The sequence below is a fragment of the Chryseobacterium sp. MA9 genome (assembly GCF_024399315.1).
In the GTDB taxonomy this organism is placed as follows: Bacteria; Bacteroidota; Bacteroidia; order Flavobacteriales; family Weeksellaceae; genus Chryseobacterium.
The window spans coordinates 2,847,831-2,872,099 of record NZ_CP075170.1; the positions used below are offsets into that span (position 1 = coordinate 2,847,831).

Below are 24,269 nucleotides of genomic sequence, written 5' to 3' on the forward strand. Positions count from 1 at the left end.
TTATATTCTATTTTGATCTTTACAATATTTATCTAAAATACCATTGATGAAGATATTGGAACGGTCAGTAGCAAATACTTTTGCAATTTCAATATATTCATTAATAATAACTCTTGAAGGCGTGAAGGCAAAATTATCAAGTTCCGCAATCGCTGTAGACAAAATTACTTTATCCATTAAAGAAACTCTTTCCAGATCCCAGTTTTCAAGTCTTTCTCCCAGTTTCTTTTCATTGTTTTCCCAGTTGTTCAAAGTATCTCTCAACAATTTTGCAGCGAAAGTCTTATCCTCCTCATCTTTAATCATTTTAATTAAAGTTCTGCTTTCTTCATCTTCTCTCAGGAAACCGATTGTTTTTTGTACCATGGAGTTGGCAATGTGGATATCATCATACCATGAAAGTTCTTTATCTCCCAGATAATCATGAAAATCTTCATTTTCAGCGATATATCTTAAAAATAATTTTCCGATAAATTTCTGATCTTCTTCAAAAGAGTATCCCTCTTCTTTCATGAAATCCTGGTAACGCTTTCCAGCAGTGATTCTTTGGAAAGTTTTTACCAATAGGTCATCATGCATATCCCATTTCAACTGCTTATGCTGGCCTGTAAAAAATAATCTTTCAGGATTTTCTTCCAGTTTAAGCAATACTTGGTTGTTGATGAATTTTTGGTTAGGATTAATATCAGCATCAGTTTTAAGAAATTTGTTCTTACCAATCTCGATCTGGTTCTCTGCCAAATCTTTCAGACCCACCAAAAAATTGAGCTGATAGATGTATAGATAATAGATTTTCTCTATCCCGGCAAACATGTTTTTCTCTAAAACATCAAACTTTACAGGATTTTGGTAGTATGAATACACTGTCTGTACTACTTTTTCACGGATTTGTCGTCTTCCTAACATTCAAAGAGCTTTTTTATGGGTGCAAAGATACAAAATTTAAAATTGATGAAATTCGTAGTGTGATGACATTTTTGTAATTTTGTCAAACTATATGAAAGCGCTAAAAACCTTAAACCCCTATTTTTGGAAACACAAAATACTTTTGTTTTGGGGGGTACTATTTATCATTGCCAGTAATTTCTTTAATATATATAAGGTTCAGTTTGTAGGAAAATCTGTAGATGAGCTGACAAAAAATGGAAACCTTGGCTTCAACCATCAGGTTTTGATCTATGTTGGAATTATTGTTGGATGTTCCCTTTTGACCGGATTTTTTACCTTTATGATGAGGCAGACCATCATTGTGGCTTCCAGGAGGATAGAATATGAGCTTAAAAATAAAATTTACAGACATTACCAGGATTTATCTTTAACAGATTATAAGCAGACCACTATTGGAGATTTAATGAACAGGCTAAGTGAAGATGTTGTGGCAGTGAGAATGTATCTTGGTCCGGGTGTCATGTATGTAGCCAACCTGATTGTGCTGGTGCTGATCACTGCTATTTACATGGTAAAAACGGATGCTTCTATGACTTTATGGACTTTGCTTCCTCTTCCGATTTTATCTTATGCTATATATAAGGTAAGTTCAATTATTAATAAGAAGTCGAAGATTATGCAGAAAAGCCAGTCTGCGATTTCAACTTTTGTTCAGGACAGTTTTTCCGGAATTCGTGTGGTAAAATTCTTTGCCAGAGAGAAATACATTGAAAAAAACTATGGCATTAAAGTAACAGATTATCAGAATAAGGCACTGGACCTTGCAAAAACAGAGGCTTATTTCTTTACTATTATTCTTTTTGTAATCGGATTATTGAATGTGGCAGTTATATGGATTGGCGGTTCTAAATATATTGCAGGTGAATTAAGCATTGGAAAAATTGCAGATTTCTTCATGTATATCAACACATTGATCTTCCCATTCTCTATGGTTGGGTGGGTAACTTCTGTGAACCAGAGAGCTGAAGCATCCATGCAAAGAATCAATGAATTCATGGATAAGAAATCGGAAATCATTAATACTAATTTCGAAAACTACCCTATCAAAGGAGATATAGAATTCAGGAATGTTTCTTATGTATATCCTAATACAGGAATTAAAGCACTGGATAATCTAAGTTTTAAAGTAAAAGCCGGAGAATCTTTAGCTATTATGGGTAAAACAGGAAGCGGAAAATCAACCATAGCCCTGCTCTTATGCAGGTTGATAGATCCCAGCGAGGGAGAGATTTTGATTGACGGTAAAAACCTGAAAGACCATAATCTGAGCAACTACAGAAACTTCATTGGATATATTCCTCAGGAGAGCTATTTATTCTCTGATTCTATAGAAAATAATATAGGTTTTGCCATTGATCACCCTTCTCATGAAAAAGTGGTAGAATATTCAAATATTGCAGATGTTCACAAGAATATTGTAGAGTTTAAAGAGCAATATAAAACACTTGTAGGTGAACGCGGAGTAATGCTTTCGGGAGGACAAAAGCAAAGAATTTGTATTGCAAGAGCCTTAATTAAAGACCCGAATATCATCATTTTTGACGATTCATTGTCTGCTTTAGACACCGAAACTGAGCAGAATATTCTGGAAAATATCGATAAAAAAATAAGTAACGCTACTTCCATAATCATCACACACAGAGAGTCTAGCGCTCAAAAAGCCGATCAAATTATCAACCTTACGGAAATTGCCAATTCTGTAACCGCTTAGCCGTTTCGTTCTCAATTGTTAAATAAATCATAAAAAAAATTTTGTGATTAAAAGAATTCTTTTATATTTGTTCTTAACAAGATTAAAAAATATCTAACAATGAGTGAATACAAGGAACGCCATGAAAATGAGATTTTCACGAAGGTGTTAAAAGCAGGGAGAAGAACTTATTTCTTTGATGTGCGTGAGACGAAAGCAGGAGATTATTATCTTACAATCACTGAGAGTAAGAAAAATTTCGGAGAGAATGGGGAAGCTACATTCGAGAAGCATAAAATTTACCTTTATAAGGAAGATTTTAAGAGTTTCCAGGAGATGTTTAATGAGTCCACAGATTTCATCATTAATGAAAAGGGTGAGGATGTAATTTCAGAAAAACATGATAAAGACTTCAAAAGCAAATCATTCACAATTGATTCTGACGACGAAGTTTAAAAAAGAATATCTAAAAACACAAGCATCTGAAAAAGATGCTTTTTTTATGCTCTAAAATCAGGCAATTTATATGCAATCTTGTAGTAAGTAGTAACAATAGATATAATAGTAAAATTGGATATTTTGAAGAGTTTTTTCATTGATTCTGACTAAACAAACATAACAGATTCAATCATCAAACCATTAATTTATTTTTCAAGAACTTAAAAGAGAACCATTTTTATGCACTGGCTTACAAATTACAAGCATATGATGGAAAAAAGCTTTTAAAAAGAGTATGAAAAAGAAGTGCCCGTTATTATTGAAACAGATATAAAATAAAAAAGTACACTTTTAAAAAGTGTACTTTCTTTGGGTGAATGAGGGGTCTCGAACCCCCGACCTTCGGAACCACAATCCGACGCTCTAACCAACTGAGCTACAATCACCGTTTTGTGAGTGCAAATATAGAACATTTTCCTCAACTACCAAACAATTCCATCAAAATTTTTCAAAGAAATTAACTTCTCAGACGTAAATCCCTCAGCGTAAGTAACTCCCGATAACCGCCCTAAATCCTGTGCACGGTAAGTTAAGCTCTCATAAAAGTCTTTTGTTGTAATCGGAGTTTCTGGTTCTTTAGAATCCGGATCATAAAACTGAGTTTTATAAGCCATACACGATGCTATTTTTGTGCCCAGAAATTCAGAAATATCAATAACAAACTCTGGCTTGATATCTTTCCACTGAATATAATGAAAAATGTGCTTAGGTCTCCACACCTCCTGATTCTCTCCTTCTTCTACAGTTTCTATTTTTCTCAGTCCGGACAAAAAGCACGCATCCGACACTAATTTCGCTCCTTTTGCATGATCTGGATGCCTATCATCAATAGCATTAGCTAACACAATTTCCGGGCGGTATTTGCGAATCATTTTTACGATCCTCATTTGGTATTCTTCAGAGTTTATTAGAAAGCCATCTTTCATTCCAAGATTCTCTCTTGCTGAAAGTCCCAAAATTTTAGCAGCCTCTGCCGCTTCTGCCTTTCTTGTTTCATCTGTACCTCTTGTTCCGAGTTCTCCTCTTGTAAGATCTACAACTACACATTTTTTACCCTCTGAAACCATTTTAGCAATAGTTCCGCCACATCCCAGCTCTACATCGTCAGGATGTGCTCCAAAAGCAAGTATATCAGTTTTCATATAATTCAAAGATAAGTTTAAAATAAAAACTTCCCAAACATTACGAATGGGAAGTTTTAATATCTATAATTTACATTTTAAATTACTTATTGATCTCTGCATTTAATTTTACAGCATCCTGATAAGTAGGATCTAACTGTAAAGACTTAGCAACATAATCTTTCGCTTTTGCAGCATCAGAATCTTTGCTCATGTATGCTACAGCGAAGTAAGCATAAGCAAGAGTTTGCTTGTTAGCTTCCTGGTCTGCCGGTTTTACTGTACTGATGAATTTCTCATAAGCTAATTTTGCTGCTTCATTATTCCCAGCTTGTTGGTAAGAATATCCCTGGCTGTAATATGCCGGTGCCCAATCTGGAAGAAGAGCAGACATTTTTTGCCATGTAAGAATTGCTCCGTTCCAGTTTTTAACATCCTGATAAGCTGTTGCCAACTTGAATAATGCATCAGAATCCTGACTATTAGCAGCAACCTGCTTTTTCAATGCTTCAATTGTAGGGTTTGTAGGTCCTTTATCAGCTTCAGCCTGAGAAGCACCACCACCTCCAGCGATGTTAGCTAATTCAAGATCCCATTTCATTGTTTCATCTTTTGCAGCTTTTGCAATAGCAACTTTCTGCTGAGATTCAGCCATTAAAGCTGATTTTTTAGCAGCATCTTTTTCGTCTTTTGCTAAACCTGCAGCAATAAGCCCTTGTAAACCTTGGTCAGCAGGCTGTATTCTTGTCTTTTCAGCTTGAGAAGCGAAAGTATCCATGTTCTGCTTAGCATCTGCATAGTTTTTATCTGCATATGCCTGATAAGCTCTTAATTTGAACTTAATAGGGTCTTCAATTTTATCAAAGATTTTATCCAAAACAGTTTTAGAATTTGCGTAGTCTTCATTTGTGAAGTATAATTTTGCAATTTCTAACTGAGTATATGGATCTTCGTCAGCGTATTTTGTATAGTTGATAAGGTCTTGTGTTGCTTTTGCATTCTGCTGATATCTGATATCATAACCAGCCAATGCTTTATAGGCAGGAGCATAAGTAGCATCTACACCAATAGCTTTATCAATGTTCTGCTTAGCTTGCTGCCATTGTTGTGCTGCCATCCACAAAGTTGCCATTCTTGTATAAACGGACGCTTTATTTTTAGCAGTAGGTAATGCTTTATCATAAGCAGACATAGCCTCTCCCGGCATTCTTTTTAATCTGTAAGCATCTCCTAATGTATAATAATAATGTGCAGGAACACCTTTTTTCTCAGCTTTCTCAATTGCCTTAGTCAAAAACTGGATAGCAAGATCAGGTGAACTGTTCTTTTCGAATAAAGTTAAAGCTTCCGCAGCTCTGAACAGAACTTCAGCATCTTTTTCTCTGGAATCAGTTACTACTTTCTGAATTTCAGCTACAGCATTTTTATCGCCTTTACCTAATTTAACAGCAGCTAAACCGATTTTGTTAAGATAGCTTTTTGCATCAGCAGCTAATCCTTTGTTGAAGCTTTCAGTTGCTTTAGCATAATCTGGTTCTCCCTGTCTTAAGAAAGTATTTCCCAAATAGAAGTAGTTTTCAGCTGTAGGCTCTTTAGCGATCATTTCAGTGAAATTTGTTTTTGCCTGAGCAAATTTATCACTGTCTATACTGTTGATACCATCCTGCAATGTTTGTGCAGAGGCAAAACCGGTAAAAAATACCACGGCTGCTCCAAAAGCAATCTTCTTTACATTCATATTCATTATATCTTTCATTTTATATTTTCTAATAATTGAGTTATATTCTACACAATTTTCAGACCAAATCAATATTTTTAACAAGGCTAAATTGTGAATTTAATATTTTTTAACGCATCTGAACTTCTCTCTTATAAATGTTATAAGGCTGCAGACCTTCTTTCTGCACAATTTTTTGCCCTAAATGGGTGCACGAAAATCTTATAAATCCATTGGCAATATTAAAATTACCTTCATTAATCAAGAAATAAAGAACTCTTGTAAATGGATATTCCATTGTTCGAAGCCCTTCAAAATCTGCATTGTAAAGCTTCCCTTTTTCTACAATAGGGAGAATTTTAACCATTTCTCTTAGTTTCTCAGAAGTTTTATCATAAGGACGGCTAAAAGTATTAAGCCCTACAACCCCTATTTTATCAGGATATTTCCCTAATTCCTCTATGATCTTCTGATTTCCCGGAATAATGGAAAATTGAAGGTCCTTTGGCTGTTTTTTTAATTTTTCAGCTACAAAATTCAGATTACTTGAGTTGGTTCCATCGAAAATGAAGTCCTTTTTATCAGACATCAGCCCACTATTGATTTCCTCCATTGAAATATTTTCTTTCGGAGAATCTTTAGGAACTACAAAAACTACAGCGTCTGCAGCAAATTTAGCAGGAAGAAATTTTAAATCTGTTCTTTCTTCGTATGTTTTTATTTCTTCAGGAGTAAGATTTCTGGACATCACCACCACTTTAGCACTTCCCTTCAGAAGATCGAGAAGTCCCAAATCTTCTTTTTTGGTTTCTACTTTGATGTGAGTTTCAGGGTAATTGATCATATAGCCGTCAGCCAATGCTTCTGTGACACTTTGAAAAGACTCGTCAGTAAAAATTGTAAGATCACCTTTGTGATAAGAAGGAGCATTTTTCTCCTTTTTGCAACTTGCAAGCATTATGCTTAAAACAAAAATTACTGCAAGCTTAAAACTATTCTTCATTTCTCGATTTTTTAATTCTTGAGATCGCTCTGTAAATTCTGAAAATACCATAAATAACCAGTACTACACCTAGTGCATAGGCAACAGCAGGTTCCAAAATAGTAAAGAAGAATTTGTAGACAATCACTACAATTCCTAAAACGATATAAAACAATCCCGTAACCAGGGATAACCAATTGAACATCATGTAACAAAAATACCAAAAAAAATAAAAAGAGAAGCATATGCTTCTCTTTTTATTTATATATTGAATAAATAAGTCTTATTCAAAGTTCATAGTAAATGGTACACTATAATAAGATCTAACGCTCTCCCCGTTTCTCTTCGCAGGAGTCCATTTTTTAAGTTTCTTAACTACACGTACAGCTTCACTGTTAAAGTCACCATTTGGAGATTTCTCTTCAATAGTAACTGCAGAAACAGTTCCGTCTTTTTCTACAACGAACTTCAGCTTAGCTTTAAGCGTTCCTTCGCCTCCTTCCATTAGAGAAGTATCAAAGTTATCTCCCAAGAACTTTCTTAATGCTCCCATACCTCCAGGATATTCTGCAGACTGGTCAACATCTTTGTAGATCTCGTTAGGATTATTTGCTTTCACCTCTGCTGTACTAGCTTTAGTACCTGTAGATGGTGGTGGCGGTGGTGGCGTATAAGCCGGAGCTTTTACCCCCTCCTGATTATTCAAACCAGTTGTAGTTTCCAACTGCTTAGAAATCGGTGGTGGTGGAGTTTCAATTTTCGGAGCTTTTACAGGCTCAGGAACTACGTTCTGAATCACTTCAATTTTCTCCTCTTCTTTTGGAGGTGGAGGTGGCGGAGGTGGTTCTTCTTCCTTAGGCTGCTCAATAATCGGATCTTCTTCGATAATATCTACTAGATCTGCCTTTACTTCTTGTTTAGGCGGAGCTGTAAGATTTTTAATCGTAAGATAGATGAACGGAGACAAAGCTGCCAAAAGGAATAATGCTGTTCCGATGATAAAAGACTTTGTTAAAAGTCTCGGATACTGATGTCTAATATCGTAGGCACCATATTCCTTGTTTCTATTTTCAAATACGATTTCGTCTAGAGTAAGATTCTGACCGTATACATTTTCATCTGCCATAGATTAGATATAACAATTTTATGGTTAAATTACTTTGTAGCAGCAGCTGGTGCAGCAGCACCTCCTACTTTTTTCTCATAAATAGCTTTTTCCCAAGGCTTGATATCAGTAACACCGTACTGCTCACTTTTGGTAATTGCCATTTCGTCAAGAATATCAACAAAGTTCTTATATACAGCATCGTCAGTTGGCTTAATGATCACGGTAAATTTCGTTTGATCTGCAGCTCTAGATTTTGCCTGCTGAATTACTTTTCTAATTCCTTCTCTATCAAGAGTAGTTTCCATAAGAGTTTGGTCATTCAAGGATGTAGCATCCTGCTGGTGCCAAAATACTCTGTTATCTTTTCCTAATAAAATAGAAATTGAGTTAGAAAGTTTAATTTCTGTTGGAGGTGGTTTTTGTTTTTCATCTTTCGGTTTAGCCGGAAGACCCAAATCCATAACATTCGGTTTACTGAATGTAGTTGTGAACATAAAGAAGGTAATCAATAGAAAACCCAAGTCCACCATCGGAGTCATATCGACTCTGGTACTCTGCTTCTTGGAACGGACCTTGCCGCCCTTGCCGCCTTTTTCTTGTACTTGTACTTCTGCCATTTCTATCGATATTATTCGTTAGGTTTACCTTCTTGTGATGTAATCAACCAAAATTTAAGAAAATCAATATCTCTTAAACCCTCAAATAGACTTTTAACTTTAGGGTACTGAGTTGTAACGTCACCTTTAATAGCTAACTTGTAGTCAGGATTAACGCTCAAACTTTCTTTTACCCAATCAATTAATTGTTTATTTGTACTGTCCATAGGAATACCTGTAGGACTCTTATAATTTTTCTGCTCATCTGCAGGCATATCCAAATACCCCTTAAGTTGGTTCATTGGAACTCCAATTGCCTGAATTTTCTGGAAAGCTGCTTTTTGATTGTTGTCAAAAGTAATCCCATACTTTTGCCCCATTTTATCCAAAAGTGCAAGTCTTTCTGATGCATTTTCTACTGGTTGGAAATAGAATTTTCCGTCCGGAGTAGCGTTGATAGTCATTAAACTAGCATCAGGAAGCAATTTTTCCGAAATTGAAGATGGCGGTTTGATCTGCTCCACGTCAGGTTTTTTAAACTGAGTGGTCAAGATAAAGAACGTAAGGAGTAGGAACGCAACGTCACACATTGCAGTCATGTCCGTAATTACTCCATGTCTTTTTGGTTTGACTCTCGCCATTATTATAAAATATTTTTAATTAAACTTCTTTTAATTGCTAATGCAAATATCTTGCTAATTCTTAGTTGAATTCAGCGAAAGATTGTTGGATACTCATAGAGATCTCGTCGATCTTGTAAGTTAATCCGTCAATTTTAGATGTAAAGAAGTTATAAAGGATAATAGCAATTGCTGAAGTACCAATACCTAATGCTGTGTTGATCAAGGCTTCAGAGATACCTGTAGATAGAGCAGCAGCATCCGGAGTACCACCTCCTGAACCTAATGCGAAGAATGCCTTGATCATCCCGATTACCGTTCCAAGTAGTGCTACTAACGTTGCAACAGTACCTAAAGTAGAAAGGATCATCATGTTTTTCTCAAGCATTGGCATCTCAAGAGTAGTAGCTTCTTCGATAGCTTTGTTAAGAGCTACCATTTTCTGCTCTTTATTTAATGTAGTATCGTGAGAAAGTGCTTTGTAAGTAGTAAGACCTTCTTTTACTACGTTACCTACAGAACCTTGTTGTCTGTCACACTCTTCGATAGCTTCGTCAATTTTGTTTTGGTTAAGTAAGCTTCTTACTTGTACAACGAAGTTGTCTAAGTTTCCTTTTCCTGCTGCTTTACCAAGAACGAAATATCTTTCAAAAGAGAAAACGATTACAGTAATCATGAAAGTAATCAAGATTGGTACGATAACCCCTCCTTTGTAGATAATACCTAAAAACGATTCTGGGTGAATGTCTTTTCCTTCAACACTTGAAAAGGCTACAGACCCACTTCCTAGTTTATCTGCATCTTTAAAGTTTCCTGGGCTACCAAGAACGAATAAATAAATACATACTCCTATAATAAATAGAATAGGAATAATAACAGCTGGATTTAAACCTCCTGCCTTTCTAGCAACTACTTGCTCATCATTTTTTGAAACATTCATTTCCATATTTAACTAAATTATATTGTTTTAAAATTTTACAGGGTGTAAATTAAAGGCAAAATTAATTAAAATGCAAGAGTCTTAATTAAACATTTTGCTTTTTTTTGATAAAGAAATTTTAATACGATTTCGATATAATAATTATTTTTAAATATTTTATTTATTTTCCCCAAATTTAACATTTGAGTTAAAAAATCAAAAAAATAAGACACCCATTTTTTTTAATTTCCCAATGTTAAATTTTATTTAAATTACGATATTCACAATACGGTGAGGGACTACAATGATTTTTTTAGGGGTTTTGCCCTCCAAAATCTGTTGCATTTTATCACTTGAAATCACCAAATCTTCCACTTCCTTGGCAGATAATTGAGCTGAAAGTGAAATTTTGAACTTCATTTTACCATTTACACTTACCGGATATTGAATTTCGTCTTCAACCAGATAATCTTCATTTAATACCGGAAATTTTTCAAATTCAATAGACGTATTGTGTCCTAACAAACTCCATAGTTCTTCACAGATGTGAGGAGCATACGGAGAAATGATAACGGCCAGTGGCTCTAAAATATTGCGCTTGTTGCATTTTATTTTCTGAAGCTCGTTCACAGCAATCATAAAGGACGATACAGATGTATTAAATGAGAAGTTCTCAATATCATATACCACCTTCTTTATTAAAGTATGTAAAACTTTATATTCTTCTTTTGTAGGTTCTTCTTCTGAAACTTCAAATACATCTCCATTGAAGTACAGGTTCCAGAATTTTTTAAGGAAACCATAAACTCCACTTAATCCCTGAGTATTCCAAGGTTTGGATTGTTCCAGTGGGCCTAAGAACATTTCGTATAATCTTAATCCATCTGCTCCGTACTCTTCACAGATATCATCAGGATTTACTACATTGTATTTTGACTTGGACATTTTTTCTACTTCACGGTCTGTGATGTATTTTCCATCTTCCAGAATAAATTCTGCATTAGCATAATCAGGTCTCCATGCTTTGAAAGCTTCTGTATCCAATTCGTCAGAAGTTCCTTTTAATAAGGATACGTCAACGTGGATCTGCTGAGTCTGATAATTTCCTGCCAGATTTTTAGAAACATATTGATTAGTTCCGTCAATTCTATATACATATGCACTCATTCCTAAGATCATCCCCTGGTTGATCAATTTCTGGAATGGCTCATCATGATTGATATATCCTCTGTCTTTTAAGAACATGTTCCAGAAACGGGAATATAATAAGTGACCGGTTGCGTGCTCACTGCCTCCAATATATAAATCTACCTGTCCCCAATAGTCTGAAAGATTCTTTGCACAGAATTCTCCGTCATTTTGCGGATCCATATATCTAAGGAAATACCATGAGCTTCCAGCCCAACCTGGCATAGTAGATAATTCTAACGGGAAAATAGTTTTATCATCAACCAGATCTGTAGCAACTACTTTTTGGTTAGCTTCATCCCAGGCAAATTCTTTCGCATTCCCTAATGGTGGATCTCCGTCTTCTGTAGGTAAGTATTTTTCAACTTCAGGAAGTTCCAATGGTAAAGCAGAAGCTGGCAACGTGTAAGGCATTCCATCCTTATAATATATAGGAACAGGTTCTCCCCAATAACGTTGTCTTGAGAAAATTGCATCACGCTGTCTGTAGTTCGTTGTTCCATGACCGATTCCTTTGGTTTCGATCTCTGAAATTATTTTTGACTTTGCATCATTATAATTCAATCCGTTTAAGAAATCAGAATTTACACAAACGGAATCTTTGGAATCAAAAGATTTTTCCTGAATGTCTTCTTCTGTCTCTACAACTTTTTTAATTTCCAGGTTGAATTTCTTTGCAAATCTGTGGTCACGTTCATCATGTGCCGGAACAGCCATTACCGCTCCTGTTCCATATCCCATCAACACATAGTCTGAAATATAGATCGGCATTTTTTCATTGCTGAACGGATTGATTGCATAACTTCCTGTGAAAGCTCCACTCACGTTTTTCACGTCAGACATTCTGTCTCTTTCCGTTTTTTTGGAGGTTTCTTCAATATAAGTATCTATTTCTACTTTTTGAGCATCAGTAGTGATTGCTTCTACTAAAGGATTTTCCGGAGCCAATACCATAAAAGTTGCTCCAAATATAGTATCAGGTCTTGTTGTAAATACCTCAACGGTTTCATCATGGCTTTCTACCTTGAACTGAACCTGTGCTCCCTGAGACTTACCGATCCAGTATTCCTGGGAGTCTTTCAAAGGCTGCGGCCAGTCTAAAGTATTCAATCCTTGTAATAATCTTTCAGAGTATGCAGAAATTCTCATACTCCACTGCATCATTTTCTTTTGGAAAACAGGGAACCCTCCTCTTTCAGATTTTCCGTCTTTTACTTCATCGTTTGCCAATACAGTTCCTAATGCAGGGCACCAGTTTACAGTGGTTTCTGCTCTGTAAGCAAGACGATAGTTTAACAGGATATCTTCTTTATCAAGATCGGAAGCACTCTTCCATTCTTCTGCTGTGAAATTTAATTCGTCATTCTGATTGGCATTTAATTCTTCTGTTCCTTTTTCTTCAAAATGTTGAATCAGGGAATCAATAGATTCTGCCTTGTCGGTATTTTTATTATACCAAGAGTGGTACAGCTGGATAAAGATCCATTGTGTCCATTTATAATAAGACGCATCTGAAGTTCTTACTTCTCTGCTCCAATCGAATGAAAATCCGATTTTTCTTAACTGTTCTTCGTATCTGTTGATATTCTGTTCTGTAGTAATAGCCGGATGCTGTCCTGTCTGGATAGCATACTGCTCAGCAGGAAGCCCAAAGCTGTCATATCCTACCGGGTGAAGAACATTAAATCCCTGATGTCTCTTATATCTTGCATAGATATCCGATGCTATATATCCCAGCGGGTGACCTACGTGAAGACCTGCTCCGGATGGATACGGAAACATATCGAGTACGTAAAATTTGGGTTTATCTGTATTATTAGAGGTTTTATAGGTTTGATTTTCCTCCCAGTATTTCTGCCACTTTTTTTCTATCTGCTGATGATCGTAAAACACTTTATATATATGTTATATGTTAGACTTTAAAATATTGAATTATTTTCTTTTTAACAAGATTCACAAAAATAATGATTTTAAAGTAAATGGAAATTTAATTTATGATGAATTGCAATTCTATCCCAACAAAAAAATCCCATCCGGAGATGAGATCTGTTTTATATCCTGAAGTATATACTATTATTGAGTAACTCTTTTGAAGGTATATGTTCTTGTCTGGAATATAGTAGGATCCTGAGTTTCCTCTCTTACAGCAAGATTGAGCGTTGTAGCATCCAAAGTAATAACCTTTGCATTTTGCGGCTCTACTATCCCCTGAATTTTCATCTGAACGTCTTTTCCTTCCTTATTATAGGTATAATTGAATTTTATATCAGAAAGAATAGCACACTGACCAGGTGTAGCAGTATCTCCCCAGTTCGTTTTCCCTCCTTTGGAGTCAACGCTGAACCACCATCTGGTCTGCTTCTGACAGTCAGTATAAGTAATCGTGTTAGAAACCGGGTCTTCACCAACCTCAACAGTGGTAACTACTTCTTTTAACGGTTGCCATGTCCCAACTAGAGGAGCTTCCAGAACAGTATCATTGTCATCACTACATCCTGTAGCTGCAAACAAAGACAAACCTGCAAATAGTAATGCTAATTTCTTCATAGATCAATTTTTTCAAGCGCTAAAATTATAATTTTTTTGATTTATATTACTATTTTTTATGAAAAATTATTTCATCGACCTTTATTTATATATATTTTAAAACACTCAGACCTCATTTTCCCTTTATTTAACAAATATTGAATATATGGGCCCGTTCATTTTATTAAAAAAGTTATTTTTGTAAGAAAGAAAATACAAATGCAGGATATTACGAAAAACAATTTTGATTTTATACGCGTTCTCCTTGCTTTCATAGTCTTTGTAGGACATCTGGGAGCTTTAAGCGGTTCTGGCGAACTGGCCGTTTTAACCTACAGTCCGGTAGAAGTAGCTGTTTTCTCGTTTTTCATTGTGAGTGGTTTTCTTATTGCAAGAAGCTATGAGAGGTCTTCCAGTCTAAAAAGTTATGCTAAAAAGAGATTCAACAGGATTGTTCCCGCTTACCTATTAGTTGTTTTCCTATGTGCTGTATTACTGAGCCTGGTGAGCACGCTTCCTTTTTCTGAATATTTCGGCAATACGCAGGTTTATAAATATTTATTCTGGAATTCAATTTTCATGAATTTTAAAGCGCCATGGCTTCCCGGCGTATTCGGAAATCAGGCTGTGAATGGTGCATTGTGGACCCTTAAGATAGAAATGTGTTTTTATATAGCTGTTCCGCTGATGTTTTTATTGTTTGGAAAAAATAATAAATACCGAAATATCAGTCTGATCGTGTTGTATTTCCTTTCTCTGATTTATCTTAATTATTTTGAAATGGCTGGAAAAGCGGCTCTTTCAAGGCAGCTACCGGGCTCCCTATGTTATTTCATTGGCGGAATGCTGATTTACTTTAATTTCGACAAATTTATCAAACATAAGAATACTTTATTCATCATTGCTATAATTACGGTCTGGATAGATCTTATTTTTAAAATAAAATTCTTCTCTCCGATGATGATCAGTATTATTGTGCTGTATATTGCTTACTCATTTAAATTTTTGAATAATTTCGGAAAGTACGGAGATTTCACTTATGGGATCTATATATTTCACTTCCCTATCATCAGGGTATTTGCAACATTGGGACTTTTTGCCAATTATAATCCTTATTTCATGGGATTGGTATGTATGTTGGTAGTTATAGGGGTAGGAATTGCTTCCTGGCATCTTTATGAAAAAAGATTTTTATAATTTTACACTCTCAAAAAGCATAAATGAAAGATCTTGTCTCCATTATTACTCCCTGTTATAATTCTGCAGAATTTATCGAGGAAACCATACAGTCTGTTCTTAACCAAACCTACGAAAACTGGGAATGGCTGATTACTGATGACCTTTCCAAAGATGATACAGTTGAGATCATCAGAAAATACAATGATCCCAGAATAAAGTTGCAGGTACTGGAGAAAAATGGCGGAGCAGGAAATGCAAGAAACAATAGTCTGGAAAGGGCTCAGGGAAGATATATCGCTTTTCTGGATTCTGACGATTACTGGTATCCTGAATATCTGGAAACAATGACCAACTATATGGAGGAATATAATGCAGAGCTGGTCTACTGCAATTATTCCAGATGTGATGAACAGCTTCAGCCTATACTGAAAGATTTTCTGGCTGACAAAGTCGTTACATTCTCCAATCTTTTGAAAACATGCCGTCTGGCACCGGTTTCTACAATGTATGATACCAAAAGGGCTGGAAAGTTTTTATTCCCTGTAAAAAGTAAACGTGAAGATCATGTCATGTGGCTTAATCTTTTAAAAGTAATTCCTGAAGGGATTCCTGTAAAAAAGACACTGGCAAAATACAGAATGCGCGAAAACAGTGTCTCCAGAAAGAAAAAAAACATCATCAAAGATCAATATCTTGTTTATAAGGATTTCATGGGATTTTCAACATTAAAATCATTGTATTATACAGCTAACTGGGCGCTAAACGGATTCATGAAGTATTCGAAAATTTTCAATTAATGGAGTATTCAAAAGAGTTCAAAGCCGCTCTGAGCGCTTTTTCCGGTACCGAGAAAGACAAACTTATTTTCAGGCTTCTGAGAAAGGATAAATTATTGTCTAAAAAGCTGTATTTCGAGCTTATTGATCCGGAAACCACGGATGATAAAAGAAATGCAATGGAGGAAATTGTAGCAGAAAAGGTTCTTTTAGCTTCAAAATACACCGGAAATGCTCCCTATTTCCTGACTATCATCCGAAAGATAAGCGCAGAAGTCACTGAACATATCAAAATTACTACAGATAAATTCGGGGAAGTTTCACTGAATCTTCTTCTTATCAATAAAATTCTGGAAAACAACAGTGACCTCAGCAGACAGAGGTTTGACAATGTTTACAAACTCTATATTTACATCATCAATAAAGTATTCAAGTCTTTGACTCTTATTAAAAAACTGGATGAGGATTACTGGATGGAAATTGATGAGTATCTGCGGGACACTCAAAAGAAGATCTCAGAAAATCATTATCTTCAAAAACTCTGTGTCAACAACGGTCTTGATACCAGCTGGCTGGAATGCGACAGGGTTCCTGAAAACATAGATCAGATTATGAAAGAAATGAAAAGTCAGGGATATTTACGATAAAATTTTCTGCAGAATCATTTTGGTAGAATCAGGTTTTCCATCTACGAATTTCCCTGCATTTTGGGACATTTCTATAAGCTCTTCCTGATTCTCTTCATTCATAAGAAATAAAACAAATTCTGCTGCTGTATATTCGTCTGGAAAAGATTTTCCGCCATTCGCAGCGATGAGATCATCGGCCTCCGGATTCTTTTTGTAATGATTACCAAAGATCACAGGAACGCCAAAAGTTGCCGCTTCCAGAATATTATGAAGTCCGGCATCATGAAATCCTCCTCCCACAACAGCTGCATCTGCATAAGAATATAGTTTTGACAATAAGCCAATGCTGTCTATAATTAAAAGCTGAGTGCTGTCAATTGATGACTGATTTTCCTGTATCTGACTATATAATAATGCATTTGGAAATATATTTTTCAAATGCTCCACTCTTTTCAGGTCATGTGGTGCAATAATGAGTTTCACCGTGTTATTTTTACGGGAAACCACTTCCGCTATTTTTTCTTCAGCCTGCCATGAACTCCCAAAAACAACTGCTTTATGATCTCCTTTGAAGTCTGCAATAAAATCTACATCATTGTTCCGACTACGAAGTTGTTTTACTCTGTCAAATCTTGTGTCTCCCGTTACGGAAGAGTTAATCAATCCTATACTTTTGGCCAGGGCCAATGAAAATTGTGTCTGATGGAAAAACCAATCTACATCTTTCTGAAGCTGTTTTACAAACCATTTCCCATAGGAAGTAAAGAAGGACTGTCTTTCATAGAACAGAGCGGAAATCACATAAATCTTCGTCCCTTGATTTTTCAATTCTGCAAGCAGATTATACCAATAGTCGTATTTAACCGTAAAGAATAGTTCAGTATCAAATTGTGATATAAATTCTTTCACAGTGCTTTTTTTATCGAAAGGTAAATAACAGATAACATCTGCAATATGTTTCTTTTTAACGACGTTCTCATATCCCGAGGGAGAAAAAAAAGTCACCAGAACTTTATACCTGGGAAAATTCTCTTTGAGCTTTTCCAAAACTGGTAGTCCCTGCTCATATTCTCCTAAACTGGCAGCATGCATCCAAATCACTTTATCTGTCTTGGAAAATACCGATTTCACTTTCTCTAAAGACTGCATCCTCCCTTCAACGCCTTTTTTAGTTTTATCATTAATCAATGCAAAAACCTTCATTCCAAAAGTAAGGAGACTGATAAATATATTGTATAGAAAAGCCATTTTAATTATTCTTTTATTTCAATTCTATCGTGATCCGCAGGTGGATTGGATATGACTAAAAATTCAATTTCTTCGGTGGATTCATTGGAGATAAAGTGTTTTGATTCCGGTGCAATAGAAATAGATTCTCCCTGTTTAACCAGAAATTTCTCTTCATTGATATAAAGTACAGCTTCTCCTTTCAGAATATAAAAAAACTGGTCTGCCACTTTGTGAAAGTGTAATTTTTCTGAAGTTCCTGCGGGCATTTTTTCCTGCTTCACAGATAAGCCTTGTGTGTTTTTCAGAATCCAGCTATCACAGTGGTTTCCCCATGTATAGTGCTCCGAATTGTCTTTAGAATGTATCATTTGAATAGATGAGTAATGAAGAGTAATAGGGGAACAAACAGTACAACGGATAAAAAGATGGTAACAAATGTAATTCTGGGCTTTGCTTTGTCATCAACAGCATATCTGAACATATAGTCCTGAATATTCATAAAAATGATTGTTATTACAACAAAGAGGGCCCGCATTCCAATTTTCATAATTAAAAATTGTGCATCTCTGTTCTGATCTGTTATTTCCACAGGGAAATTAGTTCCTTCCGGATATCTTACGCCATACGTAAACAATCCGTAAATTCCTACTGCCAGCAAAGGCATTAGAAAGGCAAATATCTTCCCTCCAAATCCATCAGCCTGTCCCTGCATATCAAAATGTACAGGAATTCTCTTCGGCAAAGAATTATAATTCTTGATGGTAAACCACCACAAAAAAACTACTAATCCAAAATTAAAAATATCAAAAATTATAAAAAGAATATTTTCCATTTCAGATGAGATTGAATCATGATTAAATTACACTTTTCAGCACTCTCAGTTTATGGGTGTGCTTATTCATTTCTTTATTGAAAATTCCTGTGGAATCCAATGTATCAATTCTTACTTTTCCGGAAGCATGGATGATTTTTTGATTATCCAGCATAATACCTACGTGAATAATTTTTCCTTCAGCATTTTCAAAGAAAGCAAGGTCTCCAGGCTGTGTTTCCTCTACAAAGGTAAGGGGCTCTCCTACCTCAGCCTGTTGTGAAGCATCTCTTGGAATTTTAATATTATGAATTTTATATACCAATTGAGTAAATCCTGAGCAGTCTACTGCAAAGAAACTTTTTCCACCCCACAGATAAGGTACATTAAGGAATTCTTTTGCCGTCAGGGCAATACTTTCACGTACATCATGACTTCTCCTTGAAGCAACCACCGGAAACTCCACTTCTGATCCCATAGAAAGCAGAGTTTTCCCGTCATTCATTAATACGGAAGAGAAATCTTCAGTAACGACAGTAACTTTCCTTTTGGCCAGTTCTTCTTCTGTTACTGGCTTCAGCTGCTTGGTATCCATCCATCCTTCATAGCCATCGTAATGCATTTTTATTTTGGTCCAGTTTTTATCTACTTCCAAAATATCTGCACTTTCTCCGAACAATATTTCCGTAACAATTTCAGCTCTGTCAGAATTCTCTGCACGAACCGGCGCTACTGTAACAATACAAATTCCTTTATTCATTAACTCTCAATTTTAAGATTGAATAATTTAAAGAAAAAATACAACCTGCATTCTCTTTAAATGTTTTAATCTTTGGATATTTTAATTACTTTCGGCGAAGAAAGTTGACTCCATCCCGCAAAGGTAAAATAAGATTTTCAAAATCTTCGTCTTTTGATGCCAAATCATTCAATTCCTGGATAGACTGGGTAGACTTCAGCTTCGGATTTTCTTCAAGCACTTTCCCGTACCACAAAACATTATCAAACAAGATTACTGTTCCGGACTTGGTATGGGGTTTTATCAATCTAAAATATTCTGCATAATTCTCCTTATCGGCATCTACAAAAATCAGATCAAAAAACTCGTCTGTTTCTTTTAAAAATTCTTTGGCATCCTGAAGTTTAAAATCAATCTGATTGGCATATTCACTTGACTCAAAATATTTTTTCGGCAGATAGGCAAGATCTTCGTTCACATCCAGTGTTGTAATTTTCCCGTCTTTCGCCAATCCTGATGCAAGGCATAGCGTAGCGTATCCTGTAAATGTTCCTATCTCCAAAATACTTTTCGGCTGCAGCATCTGGGAAATAATAGTCAATAACCTTCCCTGCTGATATCCGGAAATCATATGAGGTTGTGTCGTCTTCTGGTAAGTCTCTCTTCTCAGTTTTTTCAGAATTTCGGATTCTGAAGAAGCGTGTGCTTCCAAATATCTGTCCATTTCAGGATTCTTTTCTTCAAAAAAACTCATACCATTTTAATTTAAAACAAATTTAAGGATTTTAAAGCTAGTTTTTAAATTCAGCAAGAAGATACAAAAAAAGAGAGAAATTAATCCCTCTCTTTTTCTTAGCCATATCTAAATTTTATGCAAAAAATCATTATACGGCTATACAATATTGTCTTATACCAGCACAAACCCATCCTGGGCAACACTTTGTTTGTGGGCTAGTACAAAATATCTGTGGATTACACCCTCTAATAGCACCTTGTATAGTTTTCATTTCTCCTCTTGAAAGTTTTTTTGAATTTTTCATAATTATTTTGTTTAGTATTAATTTCCTACTCTTTAGATTTTCGGATACCTCTATTTTTATTTCCTTTTAAAGGGATTTAAATATACGCATTCTTTTGTTAACCAAATAATTATACACAAATAATTGGTTAGAAATTAAAAAAAACACATCATACCGGGAAAAACCCCATATAAAATACCGGGAAAATACGGATGGTATTTTTGTGGTATCCGTTGTAAGTTTGCAATGAGAATAAGGGGTAAAAACACTAAGAGAAACAAGATGATTGCAGGAGAGACACAAACTAACCATGAGAATCACAAAGTTATGCTGAAAAGCAGAGCTGATTCTTCTGCAGCAAAAACTAAGAAAGAAATATCCACTTCATTTTTGCTACGAATTATTTCGCTCCTGAAAAAGGAAGAATTAATTTGATTAAAAAATAAATCCCGGCCACCTTCGGGATTTGTTTTTTTTAAAAGCAGTTCCATTTCTCCCCGTCACATCAGATATTCTATCTGAAACAATCTAATCCCATTCCGGAATCAACATTTTTTCTAACACCGATTCAAAAGAACTTTACTGAGTTCATCCGAAAAATCTTTATTAAAAGTATTAACAAAACAGTCTAAATTACCTTTAAACAGCCTGTTATTTCTGGATTCCACCTTTCCAATTTTTACATTTCAATATTAGCAGGTTAAAGTCCTTATAAAAAAACAGGATAAACACTTATTCTTAAGCGCTTACATAATTCTACATTTGATCTAAGTTTCTCAACCATGAAACACTCACAAAAAGGAGGCCCCCGAAAATCCTAAAACAGAGTAGGGATATTTTAAAACAACCACATGAAAACAAAGACTTTATTTTTAATTGGAGCAATAGTGGGACTTGTTATAATATTTTCCCAGCTTAAGCCTCAGGAAATGTCTTTTTATAAAGAAAAAGGCAATTACATTGTAGATAACAATTACATCCTTAAAGATGTCAAAAAAATTTCTGATGAAGATATAAAGAGTTTATTAAAACTACAAAAACTCCATCAGAACAGTTTGGGTACTAATTTTATAATATACAAAATCAACAGACAGTATATCATCCGCGGATGTTTAATGAAAGCTAATATCGACTGGAAAAAATACGGTGATCTAAGAGCTAAAGTAGATGGCATCCTGCAAAAATACGGAGCCAAAGAACTTGGAACAGATTATTATGCTATTCAAAATAATCAGGTTGCGACTAATGCTGCTCTGCTAAGCCAGAAAGACATCACTTCTTTAGGTAGACTTACCATAAGAGGTGCTGAAGAATATACAATCTGTCCCCCAACGATGGGAAGAAAGAATCTTACCAATGTGATCATAAAATCTTACAAAGTCAATACAGCAATTGATCCAAGAATCAATGTAAAGCTTAACAATGTATTAGTTAACTACAAATAACAGTAAAAGGCTGTTTTTATTCTGAAGGCAGCCTTTTCTAAAATCTTTTTGCCATGAAAAAAAAGCTTCAGTTGTCCGGAATTTTCATTGTTCTATTGATAGTATTCACAATTGGTATGAAGGGAACATTTGATGGCTACTATGGTTTTTATTATGAAAACAAAAACTATGAAAAGCCTCTGGCTTACACAGTTTCGGAAAATATAGCCCAATTAAAGCCAGTCAATATATTTACATCATATACTGGCTTTGATACAGGATATGGCTTTTATGCCCCAAATGTTGCCAGTGATTTTGTGATGAGCTTTGAACTGAAAGATAAGAAGGGAAATATCCTGGAACAAAAGACTATGCCTTATTTCAAAAGTAAGGAGAGCAGAGTGAGATACACTACTGTCTTTAATATGTTTTTGGATAAGATTTCCAGCAAGAATACATATGACCGCAAATATTATCAATACCTTGACATCATTATCAAACAGATTGCAGAACATGTGATGAAAGAAAACCCAAAAGCATCAAGTGTTACTACAAAGCTTTATTTGTACGATTACCCTTCTATTGCAGATTTCAGACAGGGAAAAACGAATGAAAATTTTATTCTTATTGATGAATTCAAATATTAGAGTAATGAAAAAACTGAATGTATTTTACACCAAAATTGAAAACTTCTTTTTCAGACAGGATAATCAAACAGAATTTTTAAGTTTCTTCCGGGTTGCTATAGGAATCGTTATCCTCTTACAGTTCACAGCAGTACTGCCGGATTTTGACAAACTGTTTTCAAGCAGCAGTATCATTCCACAGGATATCATGAGTGTTTTCACGCCTGACTGGCTGATTACCTTCTCAAAAATTGTCAACTTTTTACAAAACTTTGGCATTGAAGAAAGCACAACGATTATAATGACCAAAATATCATTTATTACCTTGTGTATTTTGATCATTACGGGGTTTTATTCCAGAATTTCAGCTTTCCTTTTGCTTATACTGCAGATTGCTTTGCTCAAAGGAAGCTCTTTCTTTGCTTATGGTGCAGATTTTTTCACGAGTATGTCTTTATTTTATCTGATACTTTTTCCTGCTGATCATCGCTTTTCACTGAAAAATTTTATTTTCACCAGAAAACATGGAGATATTAATATTACTCCGGTTAAAAGATTGTTTCAGATTCATGTATCTATTGCTTATTTTTTCTCCGGATTAGATAAAGCTTTAGGGTTCAATTGGTGGAACGGTGAATCTATCTGGAAGGCCATTCATCTTCCTTATTCCAACAGAGATCTGAATTTTGATTTCAGTTGGCTTATAGAACATTCCTATATCCTAAGCTTCATGGGATGGAGTACAATTATTATCGAGATATGCTACCCGTTTTTTATCTGGTACAAACCAACTCAGAAAACGTGGCTTTTCCTGACGGTTTCTATGCATATAGGAATTGCACTCGTACTTAATTTATATTATTTTTCAGCCATTATGATTGTATGGAATATCACCAATTTCTATTTTGAGCAAACTGCTAAAAAAGAAGTTCCCTCTTCAAAGAAACAAATATCAGCTCATTATATTCCGAAACAGATTAGCTCATAAAAAAACAAATCCCGAATTGCTTCGGGATTTATTATTATGTATGGTTGAGTGATTATTTCTTAGGAGCAATATCCATCAGTTTCATAAACTCATCAAGTTTAGGCATAATGATAATTTCCGTTCTTCTGTTTTCTCCTCTGCCTGAAACGCTCATGTTTGTAGCTTTCGGGTTGTACTCAGAACGACCTCCTGCTGTAATTCTTGCAGGATCTACTCCAAACTGAGTCTGAAGTACCTTAGCAACAGAAGTACCTCTTAATGCAGAAAGATCCCAGTTGTCTCTTGGAAGATTTGGAGAATTCAACGGAGCATTATCTGTATTACCTTCAATCAATACTGAATATTTATCATAATCATTGATTACTTTAGCAACTTTACCTAACACTTCCTGAGCAGCAGGCAGAATATTGTAATCTCCTGTTTTGTACAACATATTATCTGAAAGAGAGATCATTACAACTCCTTTCAATACCTTCACTTGTACATCCTGATCTGATACATTATCTAAAGATCTTTTCAGCTTGTTAGACAATGCCAGATTCAGGCTGTCATTCTTAGCGTTATTAGAGATCAATTGTTTGATATAAGAATTGGAAGCATTGATTTCACCTACCAATTTATCAATATTGGCAGAACTTTTTCCGGTGTTGGAAAGACATGCATCAAGTGATGATTTTAAAGCATCATGCTGGCTTTTCAGCAAGTTATTTTCACCGGTCAATGCAGAGTTTTGAGATTTCAAATCCTGAATTTCTCTCTGTCTTTCTCCGATATTTTCAATACACTGCTTATAGTTTGTGCTTAAAGCATCATACTGCTTCTTGCTGACACAAGATGTCATTCCCAGCGCCATTGCAGAAACTGCTACAATTTTTAAAATCTTCATAAATAATCATTTTTAGACTACTCAAAGTTAGGAAAATTCAATTGAATTA

At 35.2% G+C, this 24,269-nt stretch carries 25 protein-coding genes and 1 tRNA gene; 8 read left to right on the forward strand and 18 right to left on the reverse strand.

The window, feature by feature from the left end; all coding sequences use genetic code 11:
* Positions 1–906: a transcription antitermination protein NusB gene (locus tag KIK00_RS12940; RefSeq protein WP_255812807.1), complete on the reverse strand. Its 906-nt coding sequence runs from the start codon at positions 904–906 to the stop codon at positions 1–3.
* 91 nt (positions 907–997) lie between these two features.
* On the opposite strand from KIK00_RS12940, the gene KIK00_RS12945 reads away from it, so the two are divergent.
* A complete protein-coding gene (locus tag KIK00_RS12945; RefSeq protein ID WP_255812808.1) occupies positions 998–2,659 on the forward strand; it encodes an ABC transporter ATP-binding protein in 1,662 nt (553 codons plus the stop codon).
* A 99-nt stretch (positions 2,660–2,758) separates the two neighbouring features.
* Positions 2,759–3,094 (forward strand): DUF3276 family protein, encoded by a 336-nt coding sequence (locus KIK00_RS12950; protein ID WP_034701927.1) that lies wholly within the window; start codon positions 2,759–2,761, stop codon positions 3,092–3,094.
* A 353-nt stretch (positions 3,095–3,447) separates the two neighbouring features.
* On the opposite strand, the gene KIK00_RS12955 is transcribed toward KIK00_RS12950, so the two are convergent.
* From KIK00_RS12955 to KIK00_RS13005, 11 genes are all read right to left on the reverse strand, one after another.
* Positions 3,448–3,523: transfer RNA gene (locus KIK00_RS12955), tRNA-His, on the reverse strand.
* Between the two features lie 35 nt (positions 3,524–3,558).
* Entirely contained in the window at positions 3,559–4,278 is a 720-nt protein-coding gene (gene bshB1 / locus KIK00_RS12960; protein WP_255812809.1) for a bacillithiol biosynthesis deacetylase BshB1, read from the reverse strand.
* An 82-nt stretch (positions 4,279–4,360) separates the two neighbouring features.
* Complete coding sequence (locus KIK00_RS12965; protein ID WP_255812810.1) at positions 4,361–6,013, reverse strand: hypothetical protein; 1,653 nt, start codon at positions 6,011–6,013, stop codon at positions 4,361–4,363.
* Positions 6,014–6,104: 91 nt separating this feature from the next.
* Positions 6,105–6,977 (reverse strand): PstS family phosphate ABC transporter substrate-binding protein, encoded by an 873-nt coding sequence (locus KIK00_RS12970; RefSeq protein WP_255812811.1) that lies wholly within the window; start codon positions 6,975–6,977, stop codon positions 6,105–6,107.
* The gene (locus tag KIK00_RS12975; RefSeq protein ID WP_172617109.1) at positions 6,967–7,164 is read right to left on the reverse strand and encodes a DUF308 domain-containing protein; all 198 of its coding nucleotides are present in this window, start codon (positions 7,162–7,164) and stop codon (positions 6,967–6,969) included. Before KIK00_RS12975 ends, KIK00_RS12970 begins: the two co-directional genes overlap by 11 nt.
* Before the next feature lie 75 nt (positions 7,165–7,239).
* The gene (locus KIK00_RS12980; RefSeq protein WP_255812812.1) at positions 7,240–8,082 is read right to left on the reverse strand and encodes an energy transducer TonB; all 843 of its coding nucleotides are present in this window, start codon (positions 8,080–8,082) and stop codon (positions 7,240–7,242) included.
* A gap of 29 nt (positions 8,083–8,111) precedes the next feature.
* Positions 8,112–8,681: a biopolymer transporter ExbD gene (locus KIK00_RS12985; protein WP_047373528.1), complete on the reverse strand. Its 570-nt coding sequence runs from the start codon at positions 8,679–8,681 to the stop codon at positions 8,112–8,114.
* A gap of 11 nt (positions 8,682–8,692) precedes the next feature.
* A complete protein-coding gene (locus KIK00_RS12990) occupies positions 8,693–9,301 on the reverse strand; it encodes a biopolymer transporter ExbD (protein ID WP_149833702.1) in 609 nt (202 codons plus the stop codon).
* Between the two features lie 61 nt (positions 9,302–9,362).
* Positions 9,363–10,226 carry a MotA/TolQ/ExbB proton channel family protein gene (locus tag KIK00_RS12995; RefSeq protein WP_047373530.1) on the reverse strand — a complete coding sequence of 288 codons (864 nt, stop codon included), beginning with the start codon at positions 10,224–10,226 and terminating at the stop codon, positions 9,363–9,365.
* Positions 10,227–10,466: 240 nt separating this feature from the next.
* A complete protein-coding gene (gene leuS / locus KIK00_RS13000; protein ID WP_255812813.1) occupies positions 10,467–13,280 on the reverse strand; it encodes a leucine--tRNA ligase in 2,814 nt (937 codons plus the stop codon).
* A gap of 180 nt (positions 13,281–13,460) precedes the next feature.
* Positions 13,461–13,934 (reverse strand): lipocalin family protein, encoded by a 474-nt coding sequence (locus KIK00_RS13005; RefSeq protein WP_255812814.1) that lies wholly within the window; start codon positions 13,932–13,934, stop codon positions 13,461–13,463.
* Between the two features lie 198 nt (positions 13,935–14,132).
* On the opposite strand from KIK00_RS13005, the gene KIK00_RS13010 reads away from it, so the two are divergent.
* From KIK00_RS13010 to KIK00_RS13020, 3 genes are read left to right on the forward strand one after another with little or no spacing between them, the layout of a single operon-like run.
* Positions 14,133–15,110, forward strand: coding sequence for an acyltransferase (locus KIK00_RS13010; protein WP_255812815.1), 978 nt, complete (start codon positions 14,133–14,135; stop codon positions 15,108–15,110).
* Between the two features lie 23 nt (positions 15,111–15,133).
* Positions 15,134–15,889 (forward strand): glycosyltransferase family 2 protein, encoded by a 756-nt coding sequence (locus tag KIK00_RS13015; protein ID WP_255812816.1) that lies wholly within the window; start codon positions 15,134–15,136, stop codon positions 15,887–15,889.
* Complete coding sequence (locus tag KIK00_RS13020; protein WP_255812817.1) at positions 15,889–16,515, forward strand: deoxyuridine 5'-triphosphate nucleotidohydrolase; 627 nt, start codon at positions 15,889–15,891, stop codon at positions 16,513–16,515. Before KIK00_RS13015 ends, KIK00_RS13020 begins: the two co-directional genes overlap by 1 nt.
* On the opposite strand, the gene KIK00_RS13025 is transcribed toward KIK00_RS13020, so the two are convergent.
* From KIK00_RS13025 to KIK00_RS13045, 5 genes are all read right to left on the reverse strand, one after another.
* Complete coding sequence (locus KIK00_RS13025; protein WP_255812818.1) at positions 16,507–17,745, reverse strand: 3-deoxy-D-manno-octulosonic acid transferase; 1,239 nt, start codon at positions 17,743–17,745, stop codon at positions 16,507–16,509. The two genes, KIK00_RS13020 and KIK00_RS13025, sit on opposite strands and share 9 nt — an antisense overlap.
* A 5-nt stretch (positions 17,746–17,750) precedes the next feature.
* Positions 17,751–18,095, reverse strand: coding sequence for a cupin domain-containing protein (locus KIK00_RS13030; RefSeq protein ID WP_255812819.1), 345 nt, complete (start codon positions 18,093–18,095; stop codon positions 17,751–17,753).
* Entirely contained in the window at positions 18,092–18,559 is a 468-nt protein-coding gene (locus tag KIK00_RS13035) for a DUF1648 domain-containing protein (protein ID WP_255812820.1), read from the reverse strand. Before KIK00_RS13035 ends, KIK00_RS13030 begins: the two co-directional genes overlap by 4 nt.
* Before the next feature lie 22 nt (positions 18,560–18,581).
* A complete protein-coding gene (locus KIK00_RS13040) occupies positions 18,582–19,298 on the reverse strand; it encodes a C40 family peptidase (RefSeq protein WP_255812821.1) in 717 nt (238 codons plus the stop codon).
* Positions 19,299–19,383: 85 nt separating this feature from the next.
* Entirely contained in the window at positions 19,384–20,031 is a 648-nt protein-coding gene (locus tag KIK00_RS13045) for an O-methyltransferase (protein ID WP_255812822.1), read from the reverse strand.
* A gap of 1,116 nt (positions 20,032–21,147) precedes the next feature.
* Between KIK00_RS13045 and KIK00_RS13050 the strand changes: the two genes are divergently transcribed.
* From KIK00_RS13050 to KIK00_RS13060, 3 genes are read left to right on the forward strand one after another with little or no spacing between them, the layout of a single operon-like run.
* The gene (locus tag KIK00_RS13050) at positions 21,148–21,741 is read left to right on the forward strand and encodes a hypothetical protein (protein WP_255812823.1); all 594 of its coding nucleotides are present in this window, start codon (positions 21,148–21,150) and stop codon (positions 21,739–21,741) included.
* A gap of 53 nt (positions 21,742–21,794) precedes the next feature.
* The gene (locus tag KIK00_RS13055; protein ID WP_255812824.1) at positions 21,795–22,367 is read left to right on the forward strand and encodes a hypothetical protein; all 573 of its coding nucleotides are present in this window, start codon (positions 21,795–21,797) and stop codon (positions 22,365–22,367) included.
* A 4-nt stretch (positions 22,368–22,371) separates the two neighbouring features.
* Positions 22,372–23,334: an HTTM domain-containing protein gene (locus KIK00_RS13060; RefSeq protein WP_255812825.1), complete on the forward strand. Its 963-nt coding sequence runs from the start codon at positions 22,372–22,374 to the stop codon at positions 23,332–23,334.
* 52 nt (positions 23,335–23,386) lie between these two features.
* Here the strand turns inward: KIK00_RS13060 and KIK00_RS13065 are convergent, their stop codons facing one another.
* A complete protein-coding gene (locus tag KIK00_RS13065) occupies positions 23,387–24,220 on the reverse strand; it encodes an OmpA family protein (RefSeq protein WP_047373543.1) in 834 nt (277 codons plus the stop codon).
* Positions 24,221–24,269 lie beyond the last annotated feature (49 nt).

Excerpts from the sequence above, each read along its gene's own strand:
- KIK00_RS13005 (WP_255812814.1), bottom strand. The coding sequence starts at position 13,934 with ATGAAGAAATTAGCATTACTATTTGCAGGTTTGTCTTTGTTTGCAGCT.
- KIK00_RS12940 (WP_255812807.1), bottom strand. The coding sequence starts at position 906 with ATGTTAGGAAGACGACAAATCCGTGAAAAAGTAGTACAGACAGTGTAT.
- KIK00_RS12975 (WP_172617109.1), bottom strand. The coding sequence starts at position 7,164 with ATGATGTTCAATTGGTTATCCCTGGTTACGGGATTGTTTTATATCGTT.
- KIK00_RS12950 (WP_034701927.1), top strand. The coding sequence starts at position 2,759 with ATGAGTGAATACAAGGAACGCCATGAAAATGAGATTTTCACGAAGGTG.
- KIK00_RS13050 (WP_255812823.1), top strand. The coding sequence starts at position 21,148 with ATGAAAACAAAGACTTTATTTTTAATTGGAGCAATAGTGGGACTTGTT.
- KIK00_RS13045 (WP_255812822.1), bottom strand. The coding sequence starts at position 20,031 with ATGAGTTTTTTTGAAGAAAAGAATCCTGAAATGGACAGATATTTGGAA.
- KIK00_RS12990 (WP_149833702.1), bottom strand. The coding sequence starts at position 9,301 with ATGGCGAGAGTCAAACCAAAAAGACATGGAGTAATTACGGACATGACT.
- KIK00_RS12985 (WP_047373528.1), bottom strand. The coding sequence starts at position 8,681 with ATGGCAGAAGTACAAGTACAAGAAAAAGGCGGCAAGGGCGGCAAGGTC.
- KIK00_RS13020 (WP_255812817.1), top strand. The coding sequence starts at position 15,889 with ATGGAGTATTCAAAAGAGTTCAAAGCCGCTCTGAGCGCTTTTTCCGGT.
- KIK00_RS12980 (WP_255812812.1), bottom strand. The coding sequence starts at position 8,082 with ATGGCAGATGAAAATGTATACGGTCAGAATCTTACTCTAGACGAAATC.
- KIK00_RS12965 (WP_255812810.1), bottom strand. The coding sequence starts at position 6,013 with ATGAAAGATATAATGAATATGAATGTAAAGAAGATTGCTTTTGGAGCA.
- KIK00_RS12995 (WP_047373530.1), bottom strand. The coding sequence starts at position 10,226 with ATGGAAATGAATGTTTCAAAAAATGATGAGCAAGTAGTTGCTAGAAAG.
- bshB1 (WP_255812809.1), bottom strand. The coding sequence starts at position 4,278 with ATGAAAACTGATATACTTGCTTTTGGAGCACATCCTGACGATGTAGAG.
- KIK00_RS13030 (WP_255812819.1), bottom strand. The coding sequence starts at position 18,095 with ATGATACATTCTAAAGACAATTCGGAGCACTATACATGGGGAAACCAC.
- KIK00_RS13060 (WP_255812825.1), top strand. The coding sequence starts at position 22,372 with ATGAAAAAACTGAATGTATTTTACACCAAAATTGAAAACTTCTTTTTC.
- KIK00_RS12945 (WP_255812808.1), top strand. The coding sequence starts at position 998 with ATGAAAGCGCTAAAAACCTTAAACCCCTATTTTTGGAAACACAAAATA.
- KIK00_RS13040 (WP_255812821.1), bottom strand. The coding sequence starts at position 19,298 with ATGAATAAAGGAATTTGTATTGTTACAGTAGCGCCGGTTCGTGCAGAG.
- KIK00_RS13065 (WP_047373543.1), bottom strand. The coding sequence starts at position 24,220 with ATGAAGATTTTAAAAATTGTAGCAGTTTCTGCAATGGCGCTGGGAATG.
- KIK00_RS13055 (WP_255812824.1), top strand. The coding sequence starts at position 21,795 with ATGAAAAAAAAGCTTCAGTTGTCCGGAATTTTCATTGTTCTATTGATA.
- KIK00_RS13025 (WP_255812818.1), bottom strand. The coding sequence starts at position 17,745 with ATGGCTTTTCTATACAATATATTTATCAGTCTCCTTACTTTTGGAATG.
- KIK00_RS13015 (WP_255812816.1), top strand. The coding sequence starts at position 15,134 with ATGAAAGATCTTGTCTCCATTATTACTCCCTGTTATAATTCTGCAGAA.
- KIK00_RS13010 (WP_255812815.1), top strand. The coding sequence starts at position 14,133 with ATGCAGGATATTACGAAAAACAATTTTGATTTTATACGCGTTCTCCTT.
- KIK00_RS13035 (WP_255812820.1), bottom strand. The coding sequence starts at position 18,559 with ATGGAAAATATTCTTTTTATAATTTTTGATATTTTTAATTTTGGATTA.
- KIK00_RS12970 (WP_255812811.1), bottom strand. The coding sequence starts at position 6,977 with ATGAAGAATAGTTTTAAGCTTGCAGTAATTTTTGTTTTAAGCATAATG.